A 19,736-nucleotide genomic window follows, 5' to 3' on the forward strand; every position below is an offset into this window, starting at 1 on the left:
CGGGGGTCAGCGGCGGACGAGGGAGACGATGATCGGTATGAGCAGCACCGGGGCCGACGGCACGGTTCCCGCCGACGAGCGGGCGGTCTCCCGCTTCGTCGAGCGGTTCGCCGCCGAACTCACCGAGGCGGGCATGCAGCGCATGGCCGCCCGGGTCTTCGCGGCCCTCCTTGCCTCCGAGACCGGCTCGCTGACCTCGGCCGAACTCGCCGAGCGGCTCAGGATCAGCCCCGCCGCCGTCTCCGGCGCGGTCCGCTACCTCGGCCAGGTCGACATGGTCAGCCGCGAGCGCGACCCCGGCACCCGGCGCGACCGGTACGTCCTCCACAACGAGCTCTGGTACGAGACGTTCACCCGCCGCGACCAGCTCCTCACCCGCTGGGAGAAGCTCCTGCGGGAGGGCGCCGAGACCCTCGGCCCGCACACGGCGGCGGGGGTGCGCACCGCCGAGACCGCCGAGTTCTTCGCCTTCCTCCAGCGGGAGATGCTGGGCATCCTGGACCGCTGGGCGGACCACCGGCGCACCCGGACGGCGCCGGACGCACAGCCGCCGTCCGGGGACTGAGCCCGGGGACCCGCAGGGGCTCACGGGGGCCGCGCCCTGACGGGTCCCGAGCCTCCCCGTGACCCCGTACGGGCTCACGGGGACAGGTGCGTGATCCCGTACGGGATCACCGGGCCACCGCCCGGCCGCCCTCACCCGTACGGCCGTACGAGGGCAGGAGTCGTTCCCGGGCTCGCCCCGTACGGGGAGGGAAAGCCCGGCCCGGTCCCGTACGGGCCACACGGACACGGGCGCCCCGCCCCGTAGGGCTCACCAGGGCCGACGCGCCCGGTCTCCCTCAGGGGCTCACCGTTCCCGTGGCAGGGTCAGGCCCCAGGCGCCCGGCCCGACCGTCCAGGTGCGGCGGCGGACCGGGCCGGTGAGGCGGCCGTCGGCGCGGTAGCGGAAGTCCGGGCCCGAGACCGTGAGGACCCGGGCGGTCGCGTACCGGGGCGGGGCCGCCACCGGGTGCACGGTCACCTCGGCCGCACCTCCCGCCGAGCGGACCGTGAGGCCCTCCACCGGGGCGTCGACGTCTGCCAGCAGCACCCCGTCCGCCTCCACCCGCAGCCGGTGGGTGCGGACGGCCGACTCCGCCGGGACCGGCCGGACCAGGGTGCGGACCAGGGACCGGCAGGTGCCCCAGACCGACCCGGCGGCCGGAACGGTCACGGGCACGGCGGGCACCCGGAGGTCGCCGACGACGACCCCGTCGCTCTCGTCGACCAGCAGGTCGAGCCGCCGCACCGAGCCCTCCAGGACCGCCCGCGCGGCGGCGGGCACCGCGCGCGGCACGCCGAGCGCGCGGGCCGTCTCCAGGGCCTCGGGCGCGCCGATCGGGACGAGGGAGAGGACCACTCCGGCGAGCTCCCGCTCGCGGTGCAGCAGCGCCACCGTCCGCAGCAGCGCCCGGTCGTCGCCGAGCACCACGGGACGCCGGGAACCGCGCCTGGCCAGGGCCCGGGAGAACTCCTCCGGCCCGTCCGGCAGGCAGATCCTCACCTCCGCCCCGGCGGACAGGACATCCTTCGCGATCCGTACGGACTCGCCGTCCGATCGCCGGGCGACCGGGTCGACGATGACCAGTAGCTGGTCGTGATCCGACACCTCGGTCCTTCCTCGGGTAGCATCTTTGTGCAAGAGCCCCTTGCGCTATTGCGCCAGGGGCTTCGTCTATTCCGGGGCACACCGGTGAGGCGGGCCTCGGCCCCTGACCTTGGACATGCCCCACCCGGAAGGGGTGTACGCCTGTGCCCGCACTTGTGCTGCTCGGTGCTCAGTGGGGTGACGAGGGCAAGGGAAAGGCCACCGACCTGCTCGGTGGATCCGTTGACTATGTAGTGCGCTACCAGGGCGGCAACAACGCCGGCCACACGGTCGTCGTCGGCGACCAGAAGTACGCGCTGCACCTTCTCCCTTCCGGCATCCTGTCACCGGGGTGCACCCCGGTGATCGGAAACGGTGTCGTCGTCGACCCGGCGGTCCTGCTCTCCGAGCTGAGTGGACTGAACGAGCGCGGCATCGACACGTCCAAGCTCCTGATCAGCGGCAACGCCCACCTGATCACCCCGTACAACGTCACGCTCGACAAGGTGACGGAACGGTTCCTCGGCAAGCGGAAGATCGGCACCACGGGCCGGGGCATCGGCCCGACCTACGCCGACAAGATCAACCGCGTGGGCATCCGGGTCCAGGACCTGTACGACGAGTCGATCCTGACCCAGAAGGTCGAGGCGGCGCTGGAGGGCAAGAACCAGCTGCTCGCCAAGCTCTACAACCGCCGCGCGATCGACGCCGCCCAGATCGTCGAGGAGATGCTCCAGTACGCGGAGCAGATCAAGCCCTTCGTCGCGGACACCACCCTGATCCTCAACAACGCGCTCGACGAGGACAAGGTCGTGCTCTTCGAGGGCGGCCAGGGCACCCTGCTCGACGTCGACCACGGCACGTACCCCTTCGTCACCTCCTCGAACCCGACGGCGGGCGGCGCCTGCACGGGCGCGGGCGTGGGCCCGACGAAGATCAGCCGGGTCATCGGCATCCTCAAGGCCTACACGACCCGTGTCGGTGCCGGTCCGTTCCCGACCGAGCTGTTCGACGCGGACGGCGAGGCGCTGCGCCGCATCGGCGGCGAGCGCGGTGTCACCACCGGCCGTGACCGCCGCTGCGGCTGGTTCGACGCCCCGATCGCGCGCTACGCGACCCGCGTGAACGGCCTGACGGACTTCTTCCTCACCAAGCTGGACGTGCTCACCGGCTGGGAGCAGATCCCCGTCTGCGTCGCGTACGAGATCGACGGCAAGCGCGTCGAGGAGCTGCCCTACTCGCAGACCGACTTCCACCACGCGAAGCCGATCTACGAGATGCTGCCGGGCTGGTCCGAGGACATCACCAAGGCCAAGACCTTCGCCGACCTGCCGAAGAACGCGCAGGCGTACGTGAAGGCCCTGGAGGAGATGTCGGGCGCCCCGATCTCCGCCATCGGCGTCGGCCCCGGCCGCACCGAGACCATCGAGATCAACTCCTTCCTGTAGGAGCACGCGCGCGTACGAAGGGCCCGCGCCCCGGTCCACCGGGGCGCGGGCCCTTCGCGTGCCCGCCCTCAGTTCCGGTAGTACTCGTTCGGCTCGCCGTCGAGCATCGGGTAGACGAGGAGCCGGTCCTTGCCCTTCAACTTGTCGACGAGCAGGTACCCGGCGAGGCCCTGCTGGCACTCGCGGTCCCAGGCGGTGGTGTCCTGGGTGGTCGGGCCGATGATCAGGAGGCCCCCGGCGCCCGCGAGGACGGCCGTGGCACCGCAGTACCAGTCCTCCGAGCTGAGCACGCCGTCGACCGTGCGCGGATAGCCGTTGACGACACGGAACACGGGGGAGCCGACCGGGCCCTGGGTGATCGTCACCTCCGAGGTGTAGCGGCCGTCGTTCTTCCCGTACATCTCGGGCGCCGGGACGCGCGACCAGCGGCCGAGATAGCGGGCGGGGACGGCCTCGGTGCCGGTGGGGGCCTTGCGGAAGGTGGCCCGCGCGGCGCCCGAGCTCCATTCGAGGACGTCGGGGGAGCGCAGGGTGAGGGTCTGGTGGGCGGCCGGGACACAGCGCCGGTCGGGCACGCTGGTCGTCACGTCGGACTCCCCGAACACCACCTTGTCCTCGTCGGCCGAGACGAGCCGGGAGCGGCCCATGCACATGCGGTTCTCGGTGACCTGGACGTAGACGGCGTTCTTGGTGCCCGCCGCGCCCTGCGAGATCTCGATCCGGGCGGTCTCCCGGGGATGGTCGGGGGAGCCCTGGAGGACGCCCTCCCAGGCACCGAGGAAGACGGCGGGCACGATGCCGGGGGTACGGGCGGTGCCCGTGGCCCCGTTCTTCCCTCCCCCGTCGCCGGTGCCGAGGCCGGGCCAGGAGAAGTACGCGAGACCCCCCGCCGCCACGGCGAGGGCCGCGAGCCCGGCGACCAGGGCGGTACGGGCCCGGCGCCGGGCGGGCGGCCGGGGCGCGGTGGCGCCGGTGGGCCCGCCGACCGGGACCGGGAGGTCCGTGACCGGCCGGTGGGGACCGGCGGACGGCGGCGGGGTGCGGTCACCGGAGCCGGAGCCGGAGCCGGAGCCGGTACCGGCACCGGCGCTGGTCCGGACGTCTCCGGCCCCCGTGGGGGTGTCCCTGACACCGGCCGTGGCGTCCGTGGCCGCGTCCCCGGTGGCGTCCCCGGCTCCCGTGCCGGAGGGCCGGGCTCCGGCGGCCGGGCCCTCCGGTGCCGTCTCCGCCTCCAGGAGGCGGGCCGCGTGGCGGCCGAGGCGGGCCAGCACGCCCGCCGGGAGCCAGGGGTCGGGGACGGGAAGGGCCTCGGCGATCTCGGCGGCGGACGGACGGCCCGCCGGGTCCTTGGCCAGGCAGGCGCGGATCAGCCCGGACAGCTCGGCCGGGAGGTCCGTCAGATCGGGTTCGTCGTGGGCGATGCGGAACATCGTGGCGTGGACGCCGCTGTCCGCCGTCCCGAAGGGGGCCCGTCCGGTCGCCGCGTACCCGAGGACCGAGCCGAGGCAGAAGACGTCCGACGCCGGGGTCAGCCGGTCCCCGCGCACCTGCTCCGGTGACATGAAGCCGGGGGAGCCGACGACCGCCCCGGTGGTGGTCAGATCGCCGCCCTCGGCGACGGTGTCGACGGCGCGCGCGATGCCGAAGTCGATGAGCCGGGGGCCGTCGACGGTCAGCAGGACGTTCGAGGGCTTGAGGTCGCGGTGGACGAGCCCGGCGGTGTGGATGTGGACGAGGGCGCGGGCGAGCCCTCCGGCCAGCGCCTTCACGGTCACCGGCGGCAGCGGCCCGGACTCGTCGCCGACCACGGTCCGCAGCGAGGGCCCCGGCACGTAGCCGATCGCCACCCAGGGCGCCTCGGCGTCCGTGTCCGAACCGAGGACGGGCGCGGTGCCGGTGCCGCCGACCCGCTCCAGGGCGGCGACCTCGCGGGCGAACCGGCGCCGGAACTCGTCCCGGGCGGCCAGCTCCGCGTGCACCACCTTCACCGCGACCGTGCGGCCCCCGGCCGAACGTGCCAGGAAGACCCGGCCCATACCGCCGACCCCGAGACGGCCGAGCAGCCGGAACGGGCCGATGACGAGCGGGTCCTGCGCGTTCAATGGCTCCACGTCGTCAGAGCATGCCAGACGGGGCGTCAGCCGTCCCCGCAGATCCGCAGGCCCTTGGGGGTGGCGCAGGGCAGGTGCCCATGGGTGCGGATGACGTCCTGTCCGCTGCCCCGGCTCAGATAGGTGAGGAAACTGGAGGTCAGGGAGTCGGCGGGCGGCTGGCCCCAGGTGTAGGCGTACTCGATCTCCCGGTACGGGTAGCTCGACGCCCCGATCTCGTCGAGGACCGGCCGTCTGCCGTCGAGGGCCACCCGGTGCAGCCCCTCCAGACCGCTCCCGGACCGCAGTTCGGTGTAGCCGAGGGCGCCGGGGAGCCGGGCGACGGCCGCCAGGACCTGTTCGGTGGAGTCGAGTTCGCAGCGGATCACCTTCGCCTCGGGATCGTCGAGGTGCTCGCAGTCGCGGGACGAGACGGCGGGCTCGTTGCGGCCGAGGACCCGGCGCTGGAAGACCTCCCTGGTGCCGGAGCCGGCGTCCCGGCTGACCAGCAGGACCGGCCGGTCGAGACCGGGGACGAGCTGGTTCCAGTTGTCGGTCTCGCCCCGGTAGAGCCGCCGGACCTGGTCCAGGGTGAGGTCGTCGACGGGCACGTCGTCGTGGAGGACGAGGGTGAAGAGGGAGACGGCGACCATGCTCTCGCGCAGTTGCGGGTAGCCGTCCGGTCGGCGCCCGTCGGAGAGGGCGATGACGGCGGGGGAGCCCTTGGGGGACTTCGCCCCCGCGTCGGCGAGTTCCCGTATCCCGGTGGTCGAGCCGCGCGCGTCGACGAGGACGGTCGAGCCCTCGCAGTCGTCCTCGTACTTCTTCGCCAGCTCCCGGACGACGGGCGCGAAGGCGGTGGAGCCGGTGACGGTGAGGGTGCCCCGGGCGCAGCCGATCGGCGGCGGGTCCTGTTCCCGGACGATGATCGCGGCGAGGGCGACCACGCAGACGGTGAGGACGACGGTGACGGTCCGGGCGACCCGGCTGAAGACGGGCGGGGTGTCGTCGGGGGTGGTGCTGTGGTTGAGGTGGACGTGGCCCTCGTCGATGTTGCCCTCGACGGTGACGGGGCCGCCGATCGGGCCGCCGGTGAGCAGGACGAGCAGTTTGTAGTGGGCGCCCCGGTTGAGCGGGACCTTGGGGAGGTGGACGGCGGTGTCGCCCTCGGCGGGGCCGGACCAGGTGGCCGGAAAGTGACTGAGGAGCCGGGGGTGGCCGGGGGCGGTGACGACGACCGCCTTGACCCGGCGGCCGGTGAACCGCACGGTGAGCCCGTTCGGGCCGCCGTCCGTGTAGTGGTCGGCGGTGAGGGCGAGGGCGCCGTCGTTCTCGATCCGGAGCAGGACGAGGGTGGCGTCGGCGAGGTCGGGGCTCGCGTCGAAGAAGCCGCGCCGCACGGCCGTGCCCGCGCCGGACAGGGAGCCGTCGGCGTCGCCGATGGCGGTGTCCAGCTGGACGCGGTAGCCGATCCGCCGCCGGTGCGGCACCCGCCGCTCGTACCAGACGGCACCGGCGGAGACGAGGACGCCGAGGAGCGCGGTGCCCACGGCGATGAGGTTCTCAGCGGTCAGCCATTCCACCCGTGCGACGGTACGGACGCGTGTGCGACGGCGGGGGCGGTGCGGACGACCGCCACCTGGAGTTCTTCCTTCCGTCAGCGGGTCCCGGCGCTTCCGCCGGGAGATTCCCGGGCCGGGTCCCGGACCGGTCCCCGGTGGCTCCCCCCGACGGGTCCCCGAGCCGGTCCCCGAGCCCGTCCCCGAGGGGCCCCGGGCGGGCGATCAGGGGTTGCCCGGGGGTGTGGAGCGTGGGTGTAATGGCCACGAGGGGGCCTTCCGTGAGGAGTACCCCATGCGTGTCGTCGAAGTGACCGCCTACGGCGGACCCGAGGTGCTCAGGATGGCCCGTCGGCCCGAACCCGAGGCCGGGGCCGTCCCGGGCCGGGTGCGCGTACGGATCAAGGCCACCGCGGTGAACCAGGCGGACCTGAAGATCCGCGCCGGGCGCTTCGCCGCCGTCCTCGGGGGGGTCGAGCCGCCCTTCGTCCTCGGCTTCGACTTCGCGGGCCGCCTCCTGGACGCGGTCCCCGGTCTGCCCGAGGGCAGCCGGGTGGCCGGATTCGTTCCCTGGCTGGCGGAGGGGGCGCGCACGGGTACGTACGCGGAGATGGTCCTGGCCGATCCGGCCTGGCTGGCGCCGATCCCCGACGAGCTGGACTTCCCCACGGCCGCCTCGGTGCCGGTGTCCTCGCTGACCGCCGCGCAGATCCTCGACCTGCCTGCCCTGCCCACGGGGTCCGCGGTGCTGATCACCGGGGCGAGCGGGGTGGTGGGCCGGTTCGCCGTCCAGCACGCGGCGGCGGCCGGGCTCCGGGTGGCGGCCCTGGCCAACAGCGGCGACGAGGCCGAACTGCGGCTCCTCGGAGCGGAGACGGTGCTGCCGCGCGGGGCGCCGGAGGACGTCATCACCGGGGTGCTGGGCTTCGCCCCGGAACGCCTCGACGGCATCTTCGACGCGGCCCTGATCGGCGACCCGCTGCTGCCCGCGCTCAAGGACGGCGGGGTCTTCGTCACGGCGTCCGGTGAGCGGGCGCCGGTCGCCGAGCGGGACATCACCGTGAAGGCCGTACAGGCGGTTCCGGACGGCGCCCGGCTGAAGGGGATGCTGGAGCGGGTCGCCGCGCGGGAACTGGCCACCCGGATCGCGGACGTCCTCCCGCTGGAGGAGGCCGCCGAGGCCCACCGGCGGGCGGAGTCGGGCCACCGGCCCGGCCGGATCGTGCTGCTGGTCTGAGGGGGAGGCCCGGCGGGGCCGCTCAGCGGTGGCCGAGCTCCCCGTGCCGCCGGCCCGGGCGGGCGGGCCACCGTCCGGAACCAGCAGCTCCGTACGGAGCCGGTGGTTCCGGACACGGGGAGGTCGGGCCTGGTCAGAGCGGTGTCGGACCCCTGTGAGAGGCTGCGGATCTCACTTCACGCGCGGAGGTCCCAGGACCCGCGCGTAGGGATCCCAGGGGGGAATTTTCATGATCAACCGACGCCGGAGCCTGCTCCGGGCCGCCTTCGCCGCCACCGCCGCCGGAGTCGCGCTCGCCGCCACCGCCGGTACGGCCCTCGCCTCCGGCGACCCGGCCGTGGCCGAGCGGGCGCGCGCCGCCGCCGTGGCTGAGTACCGGGCGCAGAACGCGCCGGGCGCGGGTGCCCTCGCGCGCACCGACGAGGCTCCGGTCGAGACGCCCACCTTCATCATGAACGCCGTCCACAAGCGGACCTCCGAGCTGTACCTGTACTTCCCGGACCTCGAGGGCGGCTTCGAGCCCCGCGAGTACATTCCGATCGAGGTCGACCACATGGCCGACGTGATGGACGTCGACAACGACAAGGACGGCTGGGCCGAGGGCAGTTGGCTCCTCTACAAGAACGGTGAACTGGAGTTCAGCGGGGTCGGCGAGGACGGCGAGTACCACGAGAAGAGGGTCGGACGGGGCTGGAACACCTACCGCACCGTCCTGTCGCCCGGCAGCATCGGCGGGGCCAAGGAGGCCGACCTGGTCGGCGTCGACAAGGCCGGTGTCCTGTGGTCGTACCTGTCCTACGCGGACGGTTCGCTGACCCAGCGCACCCGGGTCGGCGGCGGCTGGGGCCAGTACGACCAGATCGCCGGACAGGGCGACCTGAGCGGTGACGGCAAGGCCGACATCGTCGCCCGCGACAAGTCCGGTGTCCTGTGGCTCTACAAGGGCACCGGCAACTACAAGGCCCCCTTCGCGGACCGCGCGAAGATCGGCGGTGGCTGGAACGCGTTCGACCGACTGCTCTCCGTCGGCGACCTGGACATGGACGGCCGGACGGACCTGATCGCCCGGAAGACCAATGGTGACCTGCTGCGTTACTCGGGTACGGGCAACGCCGCCGCCCCGTTCCAGAGGTCGGTGAAGATCGGCCACGGCTACCAGATCTACAACCTGCTCTAGTGGTGCGGGAGTTGGCGTGGCTCCGCTCGGAGCTACGCCAACTCCACCTCCAAGTCCATCCCGATCGTCACAAGTTCTGGTCTAGACCTTGACGGGTCCAGACCAATCACGCTTCGCTGTGGCTTCCCCCACCCGGCCCCACCCGGAAGGAAGCGCACATGCTGCGTAAGTTGCTCGCCGTGATGGCAGCACTCTGTACGGCCCTAGGAATCGCCGTACTCGTCCCCTCCGCCACCGCGGGCGCCGCACCCGCCTGCGCCGGTGCCTGGAACTCGGGCAGCGTCTACACCGGCGGAATGACCGCCTCGCTCAACGGCCGCAACTGGTACGCGAAGTGGTGGACGCTCAACGAGCGTCCCGGCACCGCGGACGTCTGGCGCGACCAGGGCGCCTGCGGCGACGGCGGCGGCAACCCGGACCCCTCCGGATTCGTGGTCTCCGAGGCGCAGTTCAACCAGATGTTCCCGAACCGGAACCCCTTCTACACGTACGCGGGCCTCGTCGCCGCCACCAAGTCCTACCCCGCCTTCGCCAAGACCGGCACCGACACCGTGAAGAAGCAGGAGGCCGCGGCCTTCCTCGCCAACGTCTCCCACGAGACCGGCGGGCTCTTCTACATCGTCGAGCAGAACACCGCGAACTACCCCCACTACTGCGACGCGGGCAAGCCCTACGGCTGCCCCGCGGGACAGGCCGCCTACTACGGCCGCGGCCCCATCCAGCTCTCCTGGAACTTCAACTACAAGGCCGCCGGTGACGCGCTCGGCATCGACCTCCTGAACAACCCCTGGAAGGTCGAGCAGGACCCGGCCGTCGCCATGCAGACCGGTCTCTGGTACTGGAACACCCAGAACGGCCCCGGCACCATGACCCCGCACAACGCCATCGTCAACGGCGTGGGCTTCGGCGAGACCATCCGTTCCATCAACGGCATCCTGGAGTGCAACGGCGGCAACCCCGCCCAGGTCCAGAGCCGCATCAACAAGTACACGCAGTTCACCCAGATCCTGGGCGTCCCCACCGGGGCGAACCTGTCCTGCTGATGCCTCCCGACGGGCCGCCCCCACCGGGGCACGGTCCGGGGGGGGGGGGGGGGGGGGGGGGGGGGGGGGGGCCCCCCCCCCCCCCCCCCCCCCCCCCCCGCCGAAGCGGGAACATGGCCCTGTGAACGACGACCACCGGGAAGTGACCGTGGATTGGATTCCGGTCTCGGGATTCCAACTCCGCAAGGCCGGAGTGCAGTTCGACGCCGTTCGAGTCGACGGCGACGAGGGGCGACTGCTCGCCGACTGGATAGAGGCGCTCACCGCCGGCGACCCGGGGCCCGTGGTCGCCGAGGCGAACGGGCGCCGCGGGGTCTACTTCCTCGTCCCGCCCGGCACGACCGCGCACCGGCCGTGGCCCCGGGGAGTGACCCGGCTCAACGCGGGTCCCGCCCATGCGAGTTATGTTCCGGTACCGGCGTTGACGGGCCGGACCTGGCCGCTGTCCTGGCGATGTCCGCCGACCGCGCCGGACCGCTTCGTCCATCCGAGACTGCTGCGCAGCGTCGTCTGCGAACTGCTCGCCTGAGCCGCCCCGCCGCCCGCGCCCGAGGGAAGGTCCACCGGGGGCGTCCCGGCCGCGACCGGCCTCGCCCGGCACCGCCCCCCGTCCGTGCCCGGGGGGAAGGGCCGTCCGCCGCCACCTCCCGTACGGCCGGGCCGTCCCACCCCTCCGTGCGACCGGACGGCGCCCCTCCCGTACGGCCGGGCCGTCACTCCGGTACGGCCCCGGGCCCGCCCGCCCGCTCCGTCCGGAGGTCCGCCCCGGCCGCGTCGAGCGCCGCCGAGAGCCGGTCCAGGACCCGTACCGCCGTCCCCTCCACGCCTCCCGCGCGTCCGGTCGGGCCCGCCGTGGCCGCCATGACAGGAGGCTGTCGTGACGACAGTGAGCCGTCCATGACGGAACGGCTCGGCGGCGGGTCGGGGAGGCCCGGGAAACAAGGTCGGGAAACAAGGTGTCGCGTCCGCCCCGGTCTCGATGGACAAGATGGCCATGGCCCGCCCCACCTGCGGTTCCTTACCCTCGACCCCATGACCCCTCATGTCGTCGAACCCGACCCCCGGACCGGGGCCGCCGTCAAGGCCGCCGACCGCGCGCACGTCTTCCACTCCTGGTCCGCCCAGGGCCTGATCGACCCGCTCGCCGTGGCAGGCGCCGAGGGTTCGTACTTCTGGGACTACGACGGAAACCGCTACCTCGACTTCACCAGCGGCCTCGTCTACACCAACATCGGCTACCAGCACCCCACGGTGGTCGCCGCCATCCAGGAGCAGGCCGGGAAGCTCGCCACCTTCGCGCCCGCCTTCGCCGTCGACGTCCGCTCCGAGGCCGCACGCCTCATCGCCGAGCGCACCCCCGGCGACCTGGACAAGATCTTCTTCACCAACGGCGGTGCCGAGGCCGTCGAGAACGCCGTCCGCATGGCCCGGCTGCACACCGGCCGCACGAAGGTGCTCTCCGCCTACCGCTCGTACCACGGCGCCACCTCCACCGCGATCAACCTCACCGGTGACCCGCGCCGCTGGCCCTCCGACACCGCCTCCGCCGGGGTCGTGCACTTCTGGGCCCCCTTCCTCTACCGCTCGCCCTTCTACGCCACCACCGAGGCGGAGGAGAGCGCGCGGGCCCTCCAGCACCTGGAGGACACGATCGCCTTCGAGGGTCCGGCGACGATCGCCGCGATCATCCTGGAGACCGTGCCCGGCACCGCGGGCATCATGACTCCGCCGCCCGGCTACCTCGCGGGCGTCCGCGCGATCTGCGACAAGTACGGCATCGTCTTCGTCCTCGACGAGGTCATGGCCGGATTCGGCCGCACCGGCAGGTGGTTCGCCGCCGAGCACTTCGACGTCGTGCCCGACCTGATGACCTTCGCCAAGGGCGTGAACTCCGGCTACGTGCCGCTCGGCGGCGTCGCCATCAACGCCGAGATCGCCGCCACCTTCGACAAGCGCCCCTACCCCGGCGGTCTGACCTACTCCGGTCACCCGCTGGCCTGCGCCGCCGCCGTCGCCACCATCCAGGTGATGGAGGACGAGAAGGTCGTCGAGAACGCCGCCCACATCGGCGAGACCGTCCTCGGCCCCGGACTGCGCGAGCTGGCCGAACGCCACCCCTCCGTCGGCGAGGTCCGCGGCACCGGCGTCTTCTGGGCCCTCGAACTGGTCAGGAACCGCGAGACCCGCGAGCCCCTCGTCCCGTACAACGCGGCGGGCGAGGCCAACGCGCCCATGGCCGCCTTCGCCGCCGCCGCGAAGAAGAACGGCCTCTGGCCGTTCGTGAACATGAACCGCACCCACGCCGTCCCCGCCTGCAACGTCAGCGAGGCGGAGGCCAAGGAGGGCCTCGCGGCCCTGGACGCGGCCCTGACGGTCGCCGACGAGCACACCGCGTAACCACGGCGCAGGTCCCCTCCGTCCGACTGGACTAGGGTGTCCGGAACCGGACGGAGGGGACCGAGCACATGCCCGCGAGCGGAGCCGTCACCCGCAACACCCTGCGGCAGCAGATCGCGGACGCGCTCCGTGACGAAGTGGTCGCGGGGCGTCTCAAGGCGGGCCAGGAGTTCACCGTCAAGCAGATCGCCGAGCAGTACGGCGTCTCCGCCACCCCCGTGCGCGAAGCCCTGGTCGACCTCTGCGCGCAGGGCCTCCTCGACTCCGACCAGCACCGCGGCTTCCGCGTCCACCGGTACTCCGTGGACGACTACCGGCGGATGGTCGAGGCCCGCACCCTCGTCGTCGACGGCGTCCTGCGCCGCTGCACGACCGCCCCCGCCGCCCGCCGCCCGGCCCCCGGGCCCGAGCCGGGTCTCGGGGTCGCGCTCGTCTCCGTACGGCGCAGGGGAGAGGCCGCCGCCCGCGCCGCCCGCGCCGGGGACCTCGACATCCTCATCGGCTACGACATCCGCTACTGGCGCGAGCTGGGCCGTCTGGTCGCCGCCAACGACCACATCGCCGACTTCCTGCACCGGCTCCGCGTCCAGGGCTGGGCCTTCTCGGTGCCCCACCTGCGCACCGAACGGGACCTCCCCGCCCAGCTCTGGAGCCGTCACATCGAACTGGTCGACGCGGTCACCCGGGGCGACGCCCGTACCGCCACCGACGTCGTACGGGAATACGACGCGCACTGCCTGGCATGGGCGGACCGCCTGGAGCACCGGGCCCGCTGAGCTCCGCCGGGTTGAGGCCCCGCCTCCCGGGGCAGGTCCCCAGCGGGTGGGCACCGCCCGCCCGGCCGACTACCCTGACCATCCCCGCGAACCGACGCGAACCGACGTGAACTGACGGAGAGCGAGCCTCCCTTGGCCTGTGACCTGTGGCTGGTCCCCCTAGTCGACGTGCTGTGCCACAGCCCCGACAACCCCTTCGCCGAAGAGATCGCGGCGTACGACGCCGTGCTCAGCGCGTCCGGGCTGCCGACCGTGCCCGTCTACGCGTACATGCCGGGACTCTCGGGCGACGTCGCCCCGGTGGCCGGATTCGACTACGAGGCCCTGCACTTCCTGCGCCGCGCCTATCTGCTCCAGGTGCACGGGCTGCCGGTCGAGCCGGTCGGCGAGCTCGGCGGGGACTACGAGCAGCTCCTGGAGATGTTCGAGACGACCGCGCAGCAGTCGCACCTGGTCTGGCACTACGACCACGCGGGCGCCTACGTACCGGTCGACTTCCCCGTCCCGCTCGCCAACGACGAACTCCTGGAGGGCGGCGGGCCGCTCGGCTCCTCGCACGGACTCCTGCGCGAACTCCAGTTCGTCGCCCCCTCGATCGGCATCGACCCGGCGAACCCCCCGGCGCCGCCGCTCCCGCCGGACCGCCCCACGGCCCTGGAGGAACCGGCCGTGCCGCTCCCCTACGACGACGGTCCCTTCGCCCGGGAGCGCCATGTGTGGCTGGGCCTGCACGCGGCGGCGACCCGGAGCCTGGCCCAGGGCTCGATGATCATCCTGAGCTGAGCCCCGGGTCCCGGAGAGCCCGGGTCCCCGGACCCCTCCCGCGGACGGCGGCCCCGGGTCCCCGGGAATCCAGGCGCCTTCCCGCGGACGGCGGCGGGACCCCCGGCACGCGGGCCCCGGGGCCCTAACGGGTCTCCGGGGGCCGCTGGCGCGGCATGTTCGGCCGGGTCACCGGCGACAGCGGGAAACGGCCCGGCGGAGGGAGGCTCTCCGGCCGGGCGGGCGCCACGCCCACCGACTGGAGCGCCAGCGGCGCCGGACCCGAACGGAACTCGACCATCCAGTCCGCGGTCTCCGCCCGTACCAGCTCCGTCACGTCCTCCGAGAAGCGCCGCAGCACTCCGAGGCAGCGCTCGGCCGCCTCGCTCGCGGTGCCCTCCGTGGGTCCCAGCACCTCCCGGACGCTCTCCGCCGCCCAGTCGAACTGGAGCGCCTGGAGCCGCCGCTGCACCGCCTGCGCCGTCGCCACGTCCCGCATCCAGCCGGACGTCAGCCCGAAGTACCGGTCGCACGCCATGCACGCGGCGCCCATCAGCAGCGACAGATAGCCCCAGCCCGCCGTACCCCGCGCCACCCCGGTCAGGTCGAGCAGCGGCAGTGCCGCGCCCGCGATCACGCCGAGGGCCGTGCCCAGCCGCAGGACACGGGCGGAGCGACGCTTCCAGACCCGGTCGGAGAGGTACCACTCGGCGGCGCGCAGGGCCTGGGCCTCCACCCAGCGGTACAGCTCGTCGAGCCGTTCGGCGGGTTCGCCCCAGTCCCCCAGCGGGAACGGCCTACCGGTCAGATCGCGGTGGACGTCTCCTCCGGGGGGGCCCGGTGGTGGCGTCTCCGGCTGCTGGCTCACCGGGCGACTCCTCTGTTCAGCTCAGCGCTCGTGATCCTTCTGTGACGTGCGGTGCACATGGTGCCTGCCCTTCCTACCGCCGAATGGATGGGCGGCGGGCCACGGATCCCGGGAACTCCGCCCTGAAGAGGGGGTTGATCAGGTAGGGGAGTCCACGGTTTCTCACCCGAAAGAGTGGTGGAGGCGGGCCGGGCGGGGACCACGTAGGCTCGGGCGTACCGACATACGGACGTACCGAACCTCAGGAGTGACCGTGATTCCCGGTGGTGGCCAGCCCAACATGCAGCAGCTTCTCCAGCAGGCCCAGAAGATGCAGCAGGACCTCGCCCGCGCCCAGCAGGAACTGGCCGCGACCGAGGTCGAGGGGCAGGCGGGCGGAGGCCTGGTCAGGGCGACCGTGACCGGCTCCGGCGAGCTGCGCGCCCTGGTCATCGACCCCAAGGCGGTCGACCCGGAGGACACCGAGACGCTGGCCGACCTGGTCGTGGCCGCCGTGCAGGCCGCCAACGACAACGCGCAGCAGCTCCAGCAGGCCAAGCTCGGCCCGCTGGCGCAGGGCATGGGCGGTATGCCGGGCCTGGGCTTCTGACCCCGCCCGGTTCCGGCCGGACCCTTCCGGGTCCCGGCCGGTCATGGGCTTATGCGGCCCGCTTCCAGCCACTACCGTAAGAAACAAGCACTCCCCCGGAAGGGCGTTCCGTGTACGAAGGCGTGGTGCAGGACCTCATCGACGAACTGGGCAGGCTGCCCGGCGTCGGTCCCAAGAGCGCGCAGCGGATCGCCTTCCACGTCCTCCAGGCCGAGCCCACGGACGTCCGGCGCCTCGCGCACGCCCTCCTGGAGGTCAAGGAGAAGGTCAGGTTCTGCGAGGTCTGCGGCAACGTGGCCCAGCAGGAGCGGTGCAACATCTGCCGCGACCCGCGCCGCGACCTGACCGTCATCTGTGTGGTCGAGGAGCCCAAGGACGTCGTCGCGATCGAGCGGACCCGCGAGTTCCGGGGGCGCTACCACGTCCTCGGCGGCGCGATCAGCCCGATCGAGGGCGTCGGACCGGACGACCTGCGCATCCGCGAGCTGCTCGCGCGGCTCGCCGACGGCTCGGTCACCGAGCTGATCCTGGCCACCGACCCCAACCTGGAGGGCGAGGCCACCGCGACGTACCTGGCGCGGATGATCAAGCCCATGGGCCTTCGGGTGACCCGGCTCGCCAGCGGTCTGCCGGTCGGCGGCGACCTGGAGTACGCCGACGAGGTGACCCTCGGCCGTGCCTTCGAGGGGCGGAGGCTGCTAGATGTATGACGACAGGGCCGGCGCGCTCCCAGAGAGGCTCCTCGATGTCTGACCCCACGCTGCACTCCCTCACGCAGAACCCCGACGACTTCGCGGTCCAGATCGCGGACTCGATCGAGAGCTTCATCGTGGCGACCACCGAGGTGGCCAAGGGCGACGAACCCGACAGCGCGGTGCCCTTCCTGCTCCTGGAGGTCTCGCAGCTGCTCCTGGCGGGCGGGCGGCTTGGCGCGCACGAGGACATCGTCCCCGACGAGCGCTACGAGACCGACACGGGCCCGGAGCCGGACGCCGACGACCTGCGCGAGCGGTTCGCCCTGCTCCTGGAGCCGGTGGACGTGTACTCCGAGGTCTTCGACCCGTACGAGCCCCGCAAGGCGCCCGTCCCGGCCCGGATCTCCGACAGCCTCGCCGACATCGTCACCGATCTGCGGCACGGCCTCGCCCACTACCGCGCGGGCCGCACCAGCGAGGCCCTGTGGTGGTGGCAGTTCTCCTACTTCTCCAACTGGGGCCCCACCGCCTCCGCGACCCTCCGCGCCCTCCAGTCCCTCGTCGCCCACGTCCGTCTCGACCAGCCGCTCGCGGCCCTGGACGGCCTCGACACCGACGAGGACCTGACGGAGGACGACCTCGCCGAGGAGGCGGGCCGCGTGATGGCCGAGGAGATCGGCGCACCGCTGGGCCTGCGCACCCTCAAGGGCTGAACCGCCCGCCGGGGCTGAACCGCGCCCCCGGGGCCCGTGGGTCCTCGGGGGCTGAACCGCGCTCGCCGGGGCCCGTGGGCCCGTGGGGACCGAACTGCGCCCGCCGGTGCTGTGGGCCTCGGGCGCTGAGCCGCGCGCCCGACCGCCCCGCCCGCAGGCCCCCGTACCTCAGGACGACCGCGAGGCCCCGTACCCCCGGGCGCCCACGAGGCCCCCGTCCACCTGGGTGGATCGCCCGGCGGGACTCCGAGGTGATCACTCCGCGAGCGGCGCGTCTCACCATCCGATATGCCATGGGTGTTCGCGGGCCGCTCGTTAGACTGAGCCGATCGCAGCGCCGGCTGCGGCACACACTGAGCGAGGAGCGCACGTGGGCCTTGTCGTGCAGAAGTACGGAGGCTCCTCCGTTGCCGATGCCGAGGGCATCAAGCGCGTCGCCAAGCGGATCGTGGACGCCAAGAAGAACGGCCACCAGGTGGTCGTCGTGGTTTCCGCGATGGGCGACACGACGGACGAGTTGATCGATCTCGCCGAGCAGGTATCCCCGATCCCTGCCGGTCGTGAATTCGACATGCTGCTGACCGCCGGGGAGCGGATCTCCATGGCCCTGCTGGCCATGGCGATCAAGAACCTGGGCCACGAGGCCCAGTCGTTCACCGGCAGCCAGGCCGGTGTCATCACCGACTCGGTCCACAACAAGGCGCGCATCATCGATGTCACGCCGGGCCGTATCCGCACCGCGCTCGACGAGGGCAACATCGCCATCGTCGCCGGTTTCCAGGGCGTGTCCCAGGACAAGAAGGACATCACCACGCTGGGCCGTGGCGGTTCCGACACCACCGCCGTGGCGCTGGCCGCCGCGCTCGACGCCGAGGTCTGCGAGATCTACACGGACGTCGACGGCGTCTTCACGGCCGACCCGCGCGTGGTCAAGAAGGCGAAGAAGATCGACTGGATCTCCTTCGAGGACATGCTGGAGCTCGCCGCCTCCGGCTCCAAGGTGCTGCTGCACCGCTGCGTCGAGTACGCGCGCCGCTACAACATCCCGATCCACGTCCGCTCCTCGTTCTCGGGGCTGCAGGGCACATGGGTCAGCAACGAACCGCAAGGAGCCCAGAAGGTGGAGCAGGCCATCATCTCGGGTGTCGCCCACGACACCTCCGAGGCGAAGATCACGGTCGTCGGCGTGCCGGACAAGCCGGGCGAGGCCGCGGCCATCTTCCGGGCCGTCGCGGACGCCGAGATCAACATCGACATGATCGTGCAGAACGTGTCCGCGGCCTCCACCGGCCTCACGGACATCTCCTTCACCCTCCCCAAGGCCGAGGGCCGCAAGGCCATCGACGCGCTGGAGAAGGCGAAGAGCGCGATCGGCTTCGACTCGCTCCGCTACGACGACCAGATCGGCAAGATCTCGCTGGTCGGCGCGGGCATGAAGACCAACCCGGGCGTCACCGCGGACTTCTTCCGCGCGCTCTCCGACGCGGGCGTCAACATCGAACTCATCTCGACATCCGAGATCCGCATCTCGGTCGTCACCCGCGCCGACGACGTCAACGAGGCCGTCCGCGCCGTCCACACGGCCTTCGGCCTGGACAACGCGGACGAGGCCGTCGTCTACGGAGGCACCGGCCGATGACGCCGAAGCCGACGCTCGCGGTCGTCGGTGCGACCGGAGCCGTCGGCTCGGTGATGCTCCAGCTGCTCACGCACCACGCGGACGTCTGGGGCGAGATACGTCTCCTCGCCTCCCCGCGCTCGGCGGGCCTCAAGGCCTCCGTGCGCGGGGAGGAGTGCGAGGTCCTCGCACTCGACGAGACGGCCCTGGAAGGCGTCGACGTGGCGCTCTTCCTGGCGCCGGAGCCGGTGGCCGCCCGCTGGGCGCCCGTCGCCGCGCTCAAGGGCGCCGTCGTCGTCGACACCTCCGCCGCCTTCCGCGCGGACCCCGAGGTCCCCCTCGTGGTCCCCGAGACCAACGCCCCCGCGGCGCTCGTACGCCCCCGGGGCATCGTCGCCGGCCCCGGCTGCACCACCCTCGCGCTGATCGTCGCCGTCGGCGCCCTGCACGCCGAGTTCGGGCTCACCGAACTGGTCGTCACCGCCCAGCAGGCCGCCAGCGGCGCCGGACGGGCGGGCGTCGAGGCGCTCCGCGCCCAGCTCGGCCTGGTGGCGGGCGCCGAGGACCTGGGCACCCACCCCGGCGATGTGCGCCGGGCCGTCGGCGAGTCCACCGGCCCCTTCCCCGGGCCCCTGGCGCTCAACGTGCTGCCCTGGTCCGGCACGCCGGGCGCCGACGGCTCCTCCTCCGAGGAGGAGCGCGTACGGGACGAGACCCGCCGGGTCCTCGGCCTGCCCGCCCTGCGGATCGCCGCGACCTGTCTGCGCGTCCCCGTCCTCACCGGGCACTCCGTCACCGTGCACGCCCGCTTCGAGCGGCCCGTACCGGTCGTCCGCGCCCACGAGGTCCTGGCGACCTCCCCCGGCGTCGTCCTCTACGACGACCCCGCCGAGGGCGACTTCCCCACCCCCGCCGACGTCGCGGGCACCGACCCCGCCTGGGTCGGCCGGGTCCGGCGCTCCCTGGACGACGAGCGGGCCCTGGACTTCTTCGTCTGCGCCGACAACCTGCGCAAGGGCGCCGCCCTGAACGCCCTCCAGATCGCGGAATCGGTTGTCACAGCTTTGTAGGATCTGTGAACGACCTGTGAGCAAATAGGCGCCATATACCTCTTGAACTGCGGCGATGCCGTGT

At 72.8% G+C, this 19,736-nt stretch carries 19 protein-coding genes; 14 read left to right on the forward strand and 5 right to left on the reverse strand.

The window, feature by feature from the left end:
- The first annotated feature begins 28 nt into the window (after positions 1-28).
- Positions 29-565, forward strand: a complete 537-nt coding sequence (locus ACIRQY_RS15275) for a GbsR/MarR family transcriptional regulator (protein WP_403925537.1) — start codon at positions 29-31, stop codon at positions 563-565.
- A gap of 285 nt (positions 566-850) precedes the next feature.
- On the opposite strand, the gene ACIRQY_RS15280 is transcribed toward ACIRQY_RS15275, so the two are convergent.
- Positions 851-1,651 (reverse strand): diacylglycerol kinase, encoded by an 801-nt coding sequence (locus tag ACIRQY_RS15280; protein ID WP_403925540.1) that lies wholly within the window; start codon positions 1,649-1,651, stop codon positions 851-853.
- 143 nt (positions 1,652-1,794) lie between these two features.
- On the opposite strand from ACIRQY_RS15280, the gene ACIRQY_RS15285 reads away from it, so the two are divergent.
- Positions 1,795-3,078: an adenylosuccinate synthase gene (locus ACIRQY_RS15285; protein WP_351785676.1), complete on the forward strand. Its 1,284-nt coding sequence runs from the start codon at positions 1,795-1,797 to the stop codon at positions 3,076-3,078.
- A gap of 68 nt (positions 3,079-3,146) precedes the next feature.
- Here ACIRQY_RS15285 and ACIRQY_RS15290 read toward each other — a convergent pair whose 3' ends face one another.
- Positions 3,147-5,189, reverse strand: a complete 2,043-nt coding sequence (locus tag ACIRQY_RS15290; protein ID WP_403925543.1) for a serine/threonine-protein kinase — start codon at positions 5,187-5,189, stop codon at positions 3,147-3,149.
- A 26-nt stretch (positions 5,190-5,215) separates the two neighbouring features.
- A complete protein-coding gene (locus ACIRQY_RS15295) occupies positions 5,216-6,751 on the reverse strand; it encodes a substrate-binding domain-containing protein (protein ID WP_403925546.1) in 1,536 nt (511 codons plus the stop codon).
- Between the two features lie 271 nt (positions 6,752-7,022).
- Between ACIRQY_RS15295 and ACIRQY_RS15300 the strand changes: the two genes are divergently transcribed.
- The 4 genes from ACIRQY_RS15300 (at position 7,023) to ACIRQY_RS15315 (ending at position 10,713) form a co-directional block, all read left to right on the forward strand.
- On the forward strand, positions 7,023-7,964 hold the full coding sequence (locus ACIRQY_RS15300; protein ID WP_351785685.1) for an NADP-dependent oxidoreductase: 942 nt from the start codon (positions 7,023-7,025) through the stop codon (positions 7,962-7,964).
- Positions 7,965-8,193: 229 nt separating this feature from the next.
- Complete coding sequence (locus tag ACIRQY_RS15305) at positions 8,194-9,141, forward strand: VCBS repeat-containing protein (protein WP_351785689.1); 948 nt, start codon at positions 8,194-8,196, stop codon at positions 9,139-9,141.
- Between the two features lie 182 nt (positions 9,142-9,323).
- A complete protein-coding gene (locus ACIRQY_RS15310; protein ID WP_403925916.1) occupies positions 9,324-10,184 on the forward strand; it encodes a glycoside hydrolase family 19 protein in 861 nt (286 codons plus the stop codon).
- A 142-nt stretch (positions 10,185-10,326) separates the two neighbouring features.
- On the forward strand, positions 10,327-10,713 hold the full coding sequence (locus ACIRQY_RS15315) for a hypothetical protein (protein ID WP_351786081.1): 387 nt from the start codon (positions 10,327-10,329) through the stop codon (positions 10,711-10,713).
- A gap of 184 nt (positions 10,714-10,897) precedes the next feature.
- Here ACIRQY_RS15315 and ACIRQY_RS15320 read toward each other — a convergent pair whose 3' ends face one another.
- Entirely contained in the window at positions 10,898-11,047 is a 150-nt protein-coding gene (locus ACIRQY_RS15320; protein ID WP_403925550.1) for a hypothetical protein, read from the reverse strand.
- Positions 11,048-11,216: 169 nt separating this feature from the next.
- Here ACIRQY_RS15320 and ACIRQY_RS15325 point away from each other — a divergent pair, with 169 nt between their 5' ends.
- The 3 genes from ACIRQY_RS15325 to ACIRQY_RS15335 all read left to right on the forward strand — a co-directional run bounded on the left by ACIRQY_RS15325 (position 11,217) and on the right by ACIRQY_RS15335 (position 14,140).
- A complete protein-coding gene (locus ACIRQY_RS15325; protein ID WP_351786048.1) occupies positions 11,217-12,581 on the forward strand; it encodes an aspartate aminotransferase family protein in 1,365 nt (454 codons plus the stop codon).
- A gap of 68 nt (positions 12,582-12,649) precedes the next feature.
- Positions 12,650-13,357, forward strand: coding sequence for a GntR family transcriptional regulator (locus ACIRQY_RS15330; RefSeq protein WP_403925553.1), 708 nt, complete (start codon positions 12,650-12,652; stop codon positions 13,355-13,357).
- A 132-nt stretch (positions 13,358-13,489) separates the two neighbouring features.
- A complete protein-coding gene (locus tag ACIRQY_RS15335) occupies positions 13,490-14,140 on the forward strand; it encodes a hypothetical protein (protein ID WP_351786044.1) in 651 nt (216 codons plus the stop codon).
- 124 nt (positions 14,141-14,264) lie between these two features.
- Here ACIRQY_RS15335 and ACIRQY_RS15340 read toward each other — a convergent pair whose 3' ends face one another.
- Positions 14,265-14,987, reverse strand: coding sequence for an SLATT domain-containing protein (locus tag ACIRQY_RS15340; protein ID WP_351786042.1), 723 nt, complete (start codon positions 14,985-14,987; stop codon positions 14,265-14,267).
- A gap of 253 nt (positions 14,988-15,240) precedes the next feature.
- Between ACIRQY_RS15340 and ACIRQY_RS15345 the strand changes: the two genes are divergently transcribed.
- The 5 genes from ACIRQY_RS15345 (at position 15,241) to ACIRQY_RS15365 (ending at position 19,672) form a co-directional block, all read left to right on the forward strand.
- Positions 15,241-15,576, forward strand: coding sequence for a YbaB/EbfC family nucleoid-associated protein (locus ACIRQY_RS15345; protein WP_351786077.1), 336 nt, complete (start codon positions 15,241-15,243; stop codon positions 15,574-15,576).
- Positions 15,577-15,686: 110 nt separating this feature from the next.
- Positions 15,687-16,286, forward strand: a complete 600-nt coding sequence (gene recR / locus ACIRQY_RS15350; protein ID WP_351786039.1) for a recombination mediator RecR — start codon at positions 15,687-15,689, stop codon at positions 16,284-16,286.
- A gap of 35 nt (positions 16,287-16,321) precedes the next feature.
- Positions 16,322-16,984: a DUF5063 domain-containing protein gene (locus tag ACIRQY_RS15355; RefSeq protein WP_351786036.1), complete on the forward strand. Its 663-nt coding sequence runs from the start codon at positions 16,322-16,324 to the stop codon at positions 16,982-16,984.
- 370 nt (positions 16,985-17,354) lie between these two features.
- Positions 17,355-18,623 (forward strand): aspartate kinase, encoded by a 1,269-nt coding sequence (locus ACIRQY_RS15360; RefSeq protein ID WP_351786034.1) that lies wholly within the window; start codon positions 17,355-17,357, stop codon positions 18,621-18,623.
- Positions 18,620-19,672, forward strand: coding sequence for an aspartate-semialdehyde dehydrogenase (locus ACIRQY_RS15365; RefSeq protein WP_403925559.1), 1,053 nt, complete (start codon positions 18,620-18,622; stop codon positions 19,670-19,672). Before ACIRQY_RS15360 ends, ACIRQY_RS15365 begins: the two co-directional genes overlap by 4 nt.
- The last annotated feature ends 64 nt before the right edge of the window (positions 19,673-19,736 follow it).

Origin of the sequence: Streptomyces sp. NPDC101490 (assembly GCF_044767145.1) — a bacterium.
Lineage (GTDB): Bacteria > Actinomycetota > Actinomycetes > Streptomycetales > Streptomycetaceae > Streptomyces.

Excerpts from the sequence above, each read along its gene's own strand:
- ACIRQY_RS15325 (WP_351786048.1), top strand. The coding sequence starts at position 11,217 with ATGACCCCTCATGTCGTCGAACCCGACCCCCGGACCGGGGCCGCCGTC.
- ACIRQY_RS15355 (WP_351786036.1), top strand. The coding sequence starts at position 16,322 with ATGTCTGACCCCACGCTGCACTCCCTCACGCAGAACCCCGACGACTTC.
- ACIRQY_RS15310 (WP_403925916.1), top strand. The coding sequence starts at position 9,324 with ATGGCAGCACTCTGTACGGCCCTAGGAATCGCCGTACTCGTCCCCTCC.
- ACIRQY_RS15365 (WP_403925559.1), top strand. The coding sequence starts at position 18,620 with ATGACGCCGAAGCCGACGCTCGCGGTCGTCGGTGCGACCGGAGCCGTC.
- ACIRQY_RS15330 (WP_403925553.1), top strand. The coding sequence starts at position 12,650 with ATGCCCGCGAGCGGAGCCGTCACCCGCAACACCCTGCGGCAGCAGATC.
- ACIRQY_RS15275 (WP_403925537.1), top strand. The coding sequence starts at position 29 with ATGATCGGTATGAGCAGCACCGGGGCCGACGGCACGGTTCCCGCCGAC.
- ACIRQY_RS15300 (WP_351785685.1), top strand. The coding sequence starts at position 7,023 with ATGCGTGTCGTCGAAGTGACCGCCTACGGCGGACCCGAGGTGCTCAGG.
- ACIRQY_RS15320 (WP_403925550.1), bottom strand. The coding sequence starts at position 11,047 with ATGGCGGCCACGGCGGGCCCGACCGGACGCGCGGGAGGCGTGGAGGGG.
- ACIRQY_RS15305 (WP_351785689.1), top strand. The coding sequence starts at position 8,194 with ATGATCAACCGACGCCGGAGCCTGCTCCGGGCCGCCTTCGCCGCCACC.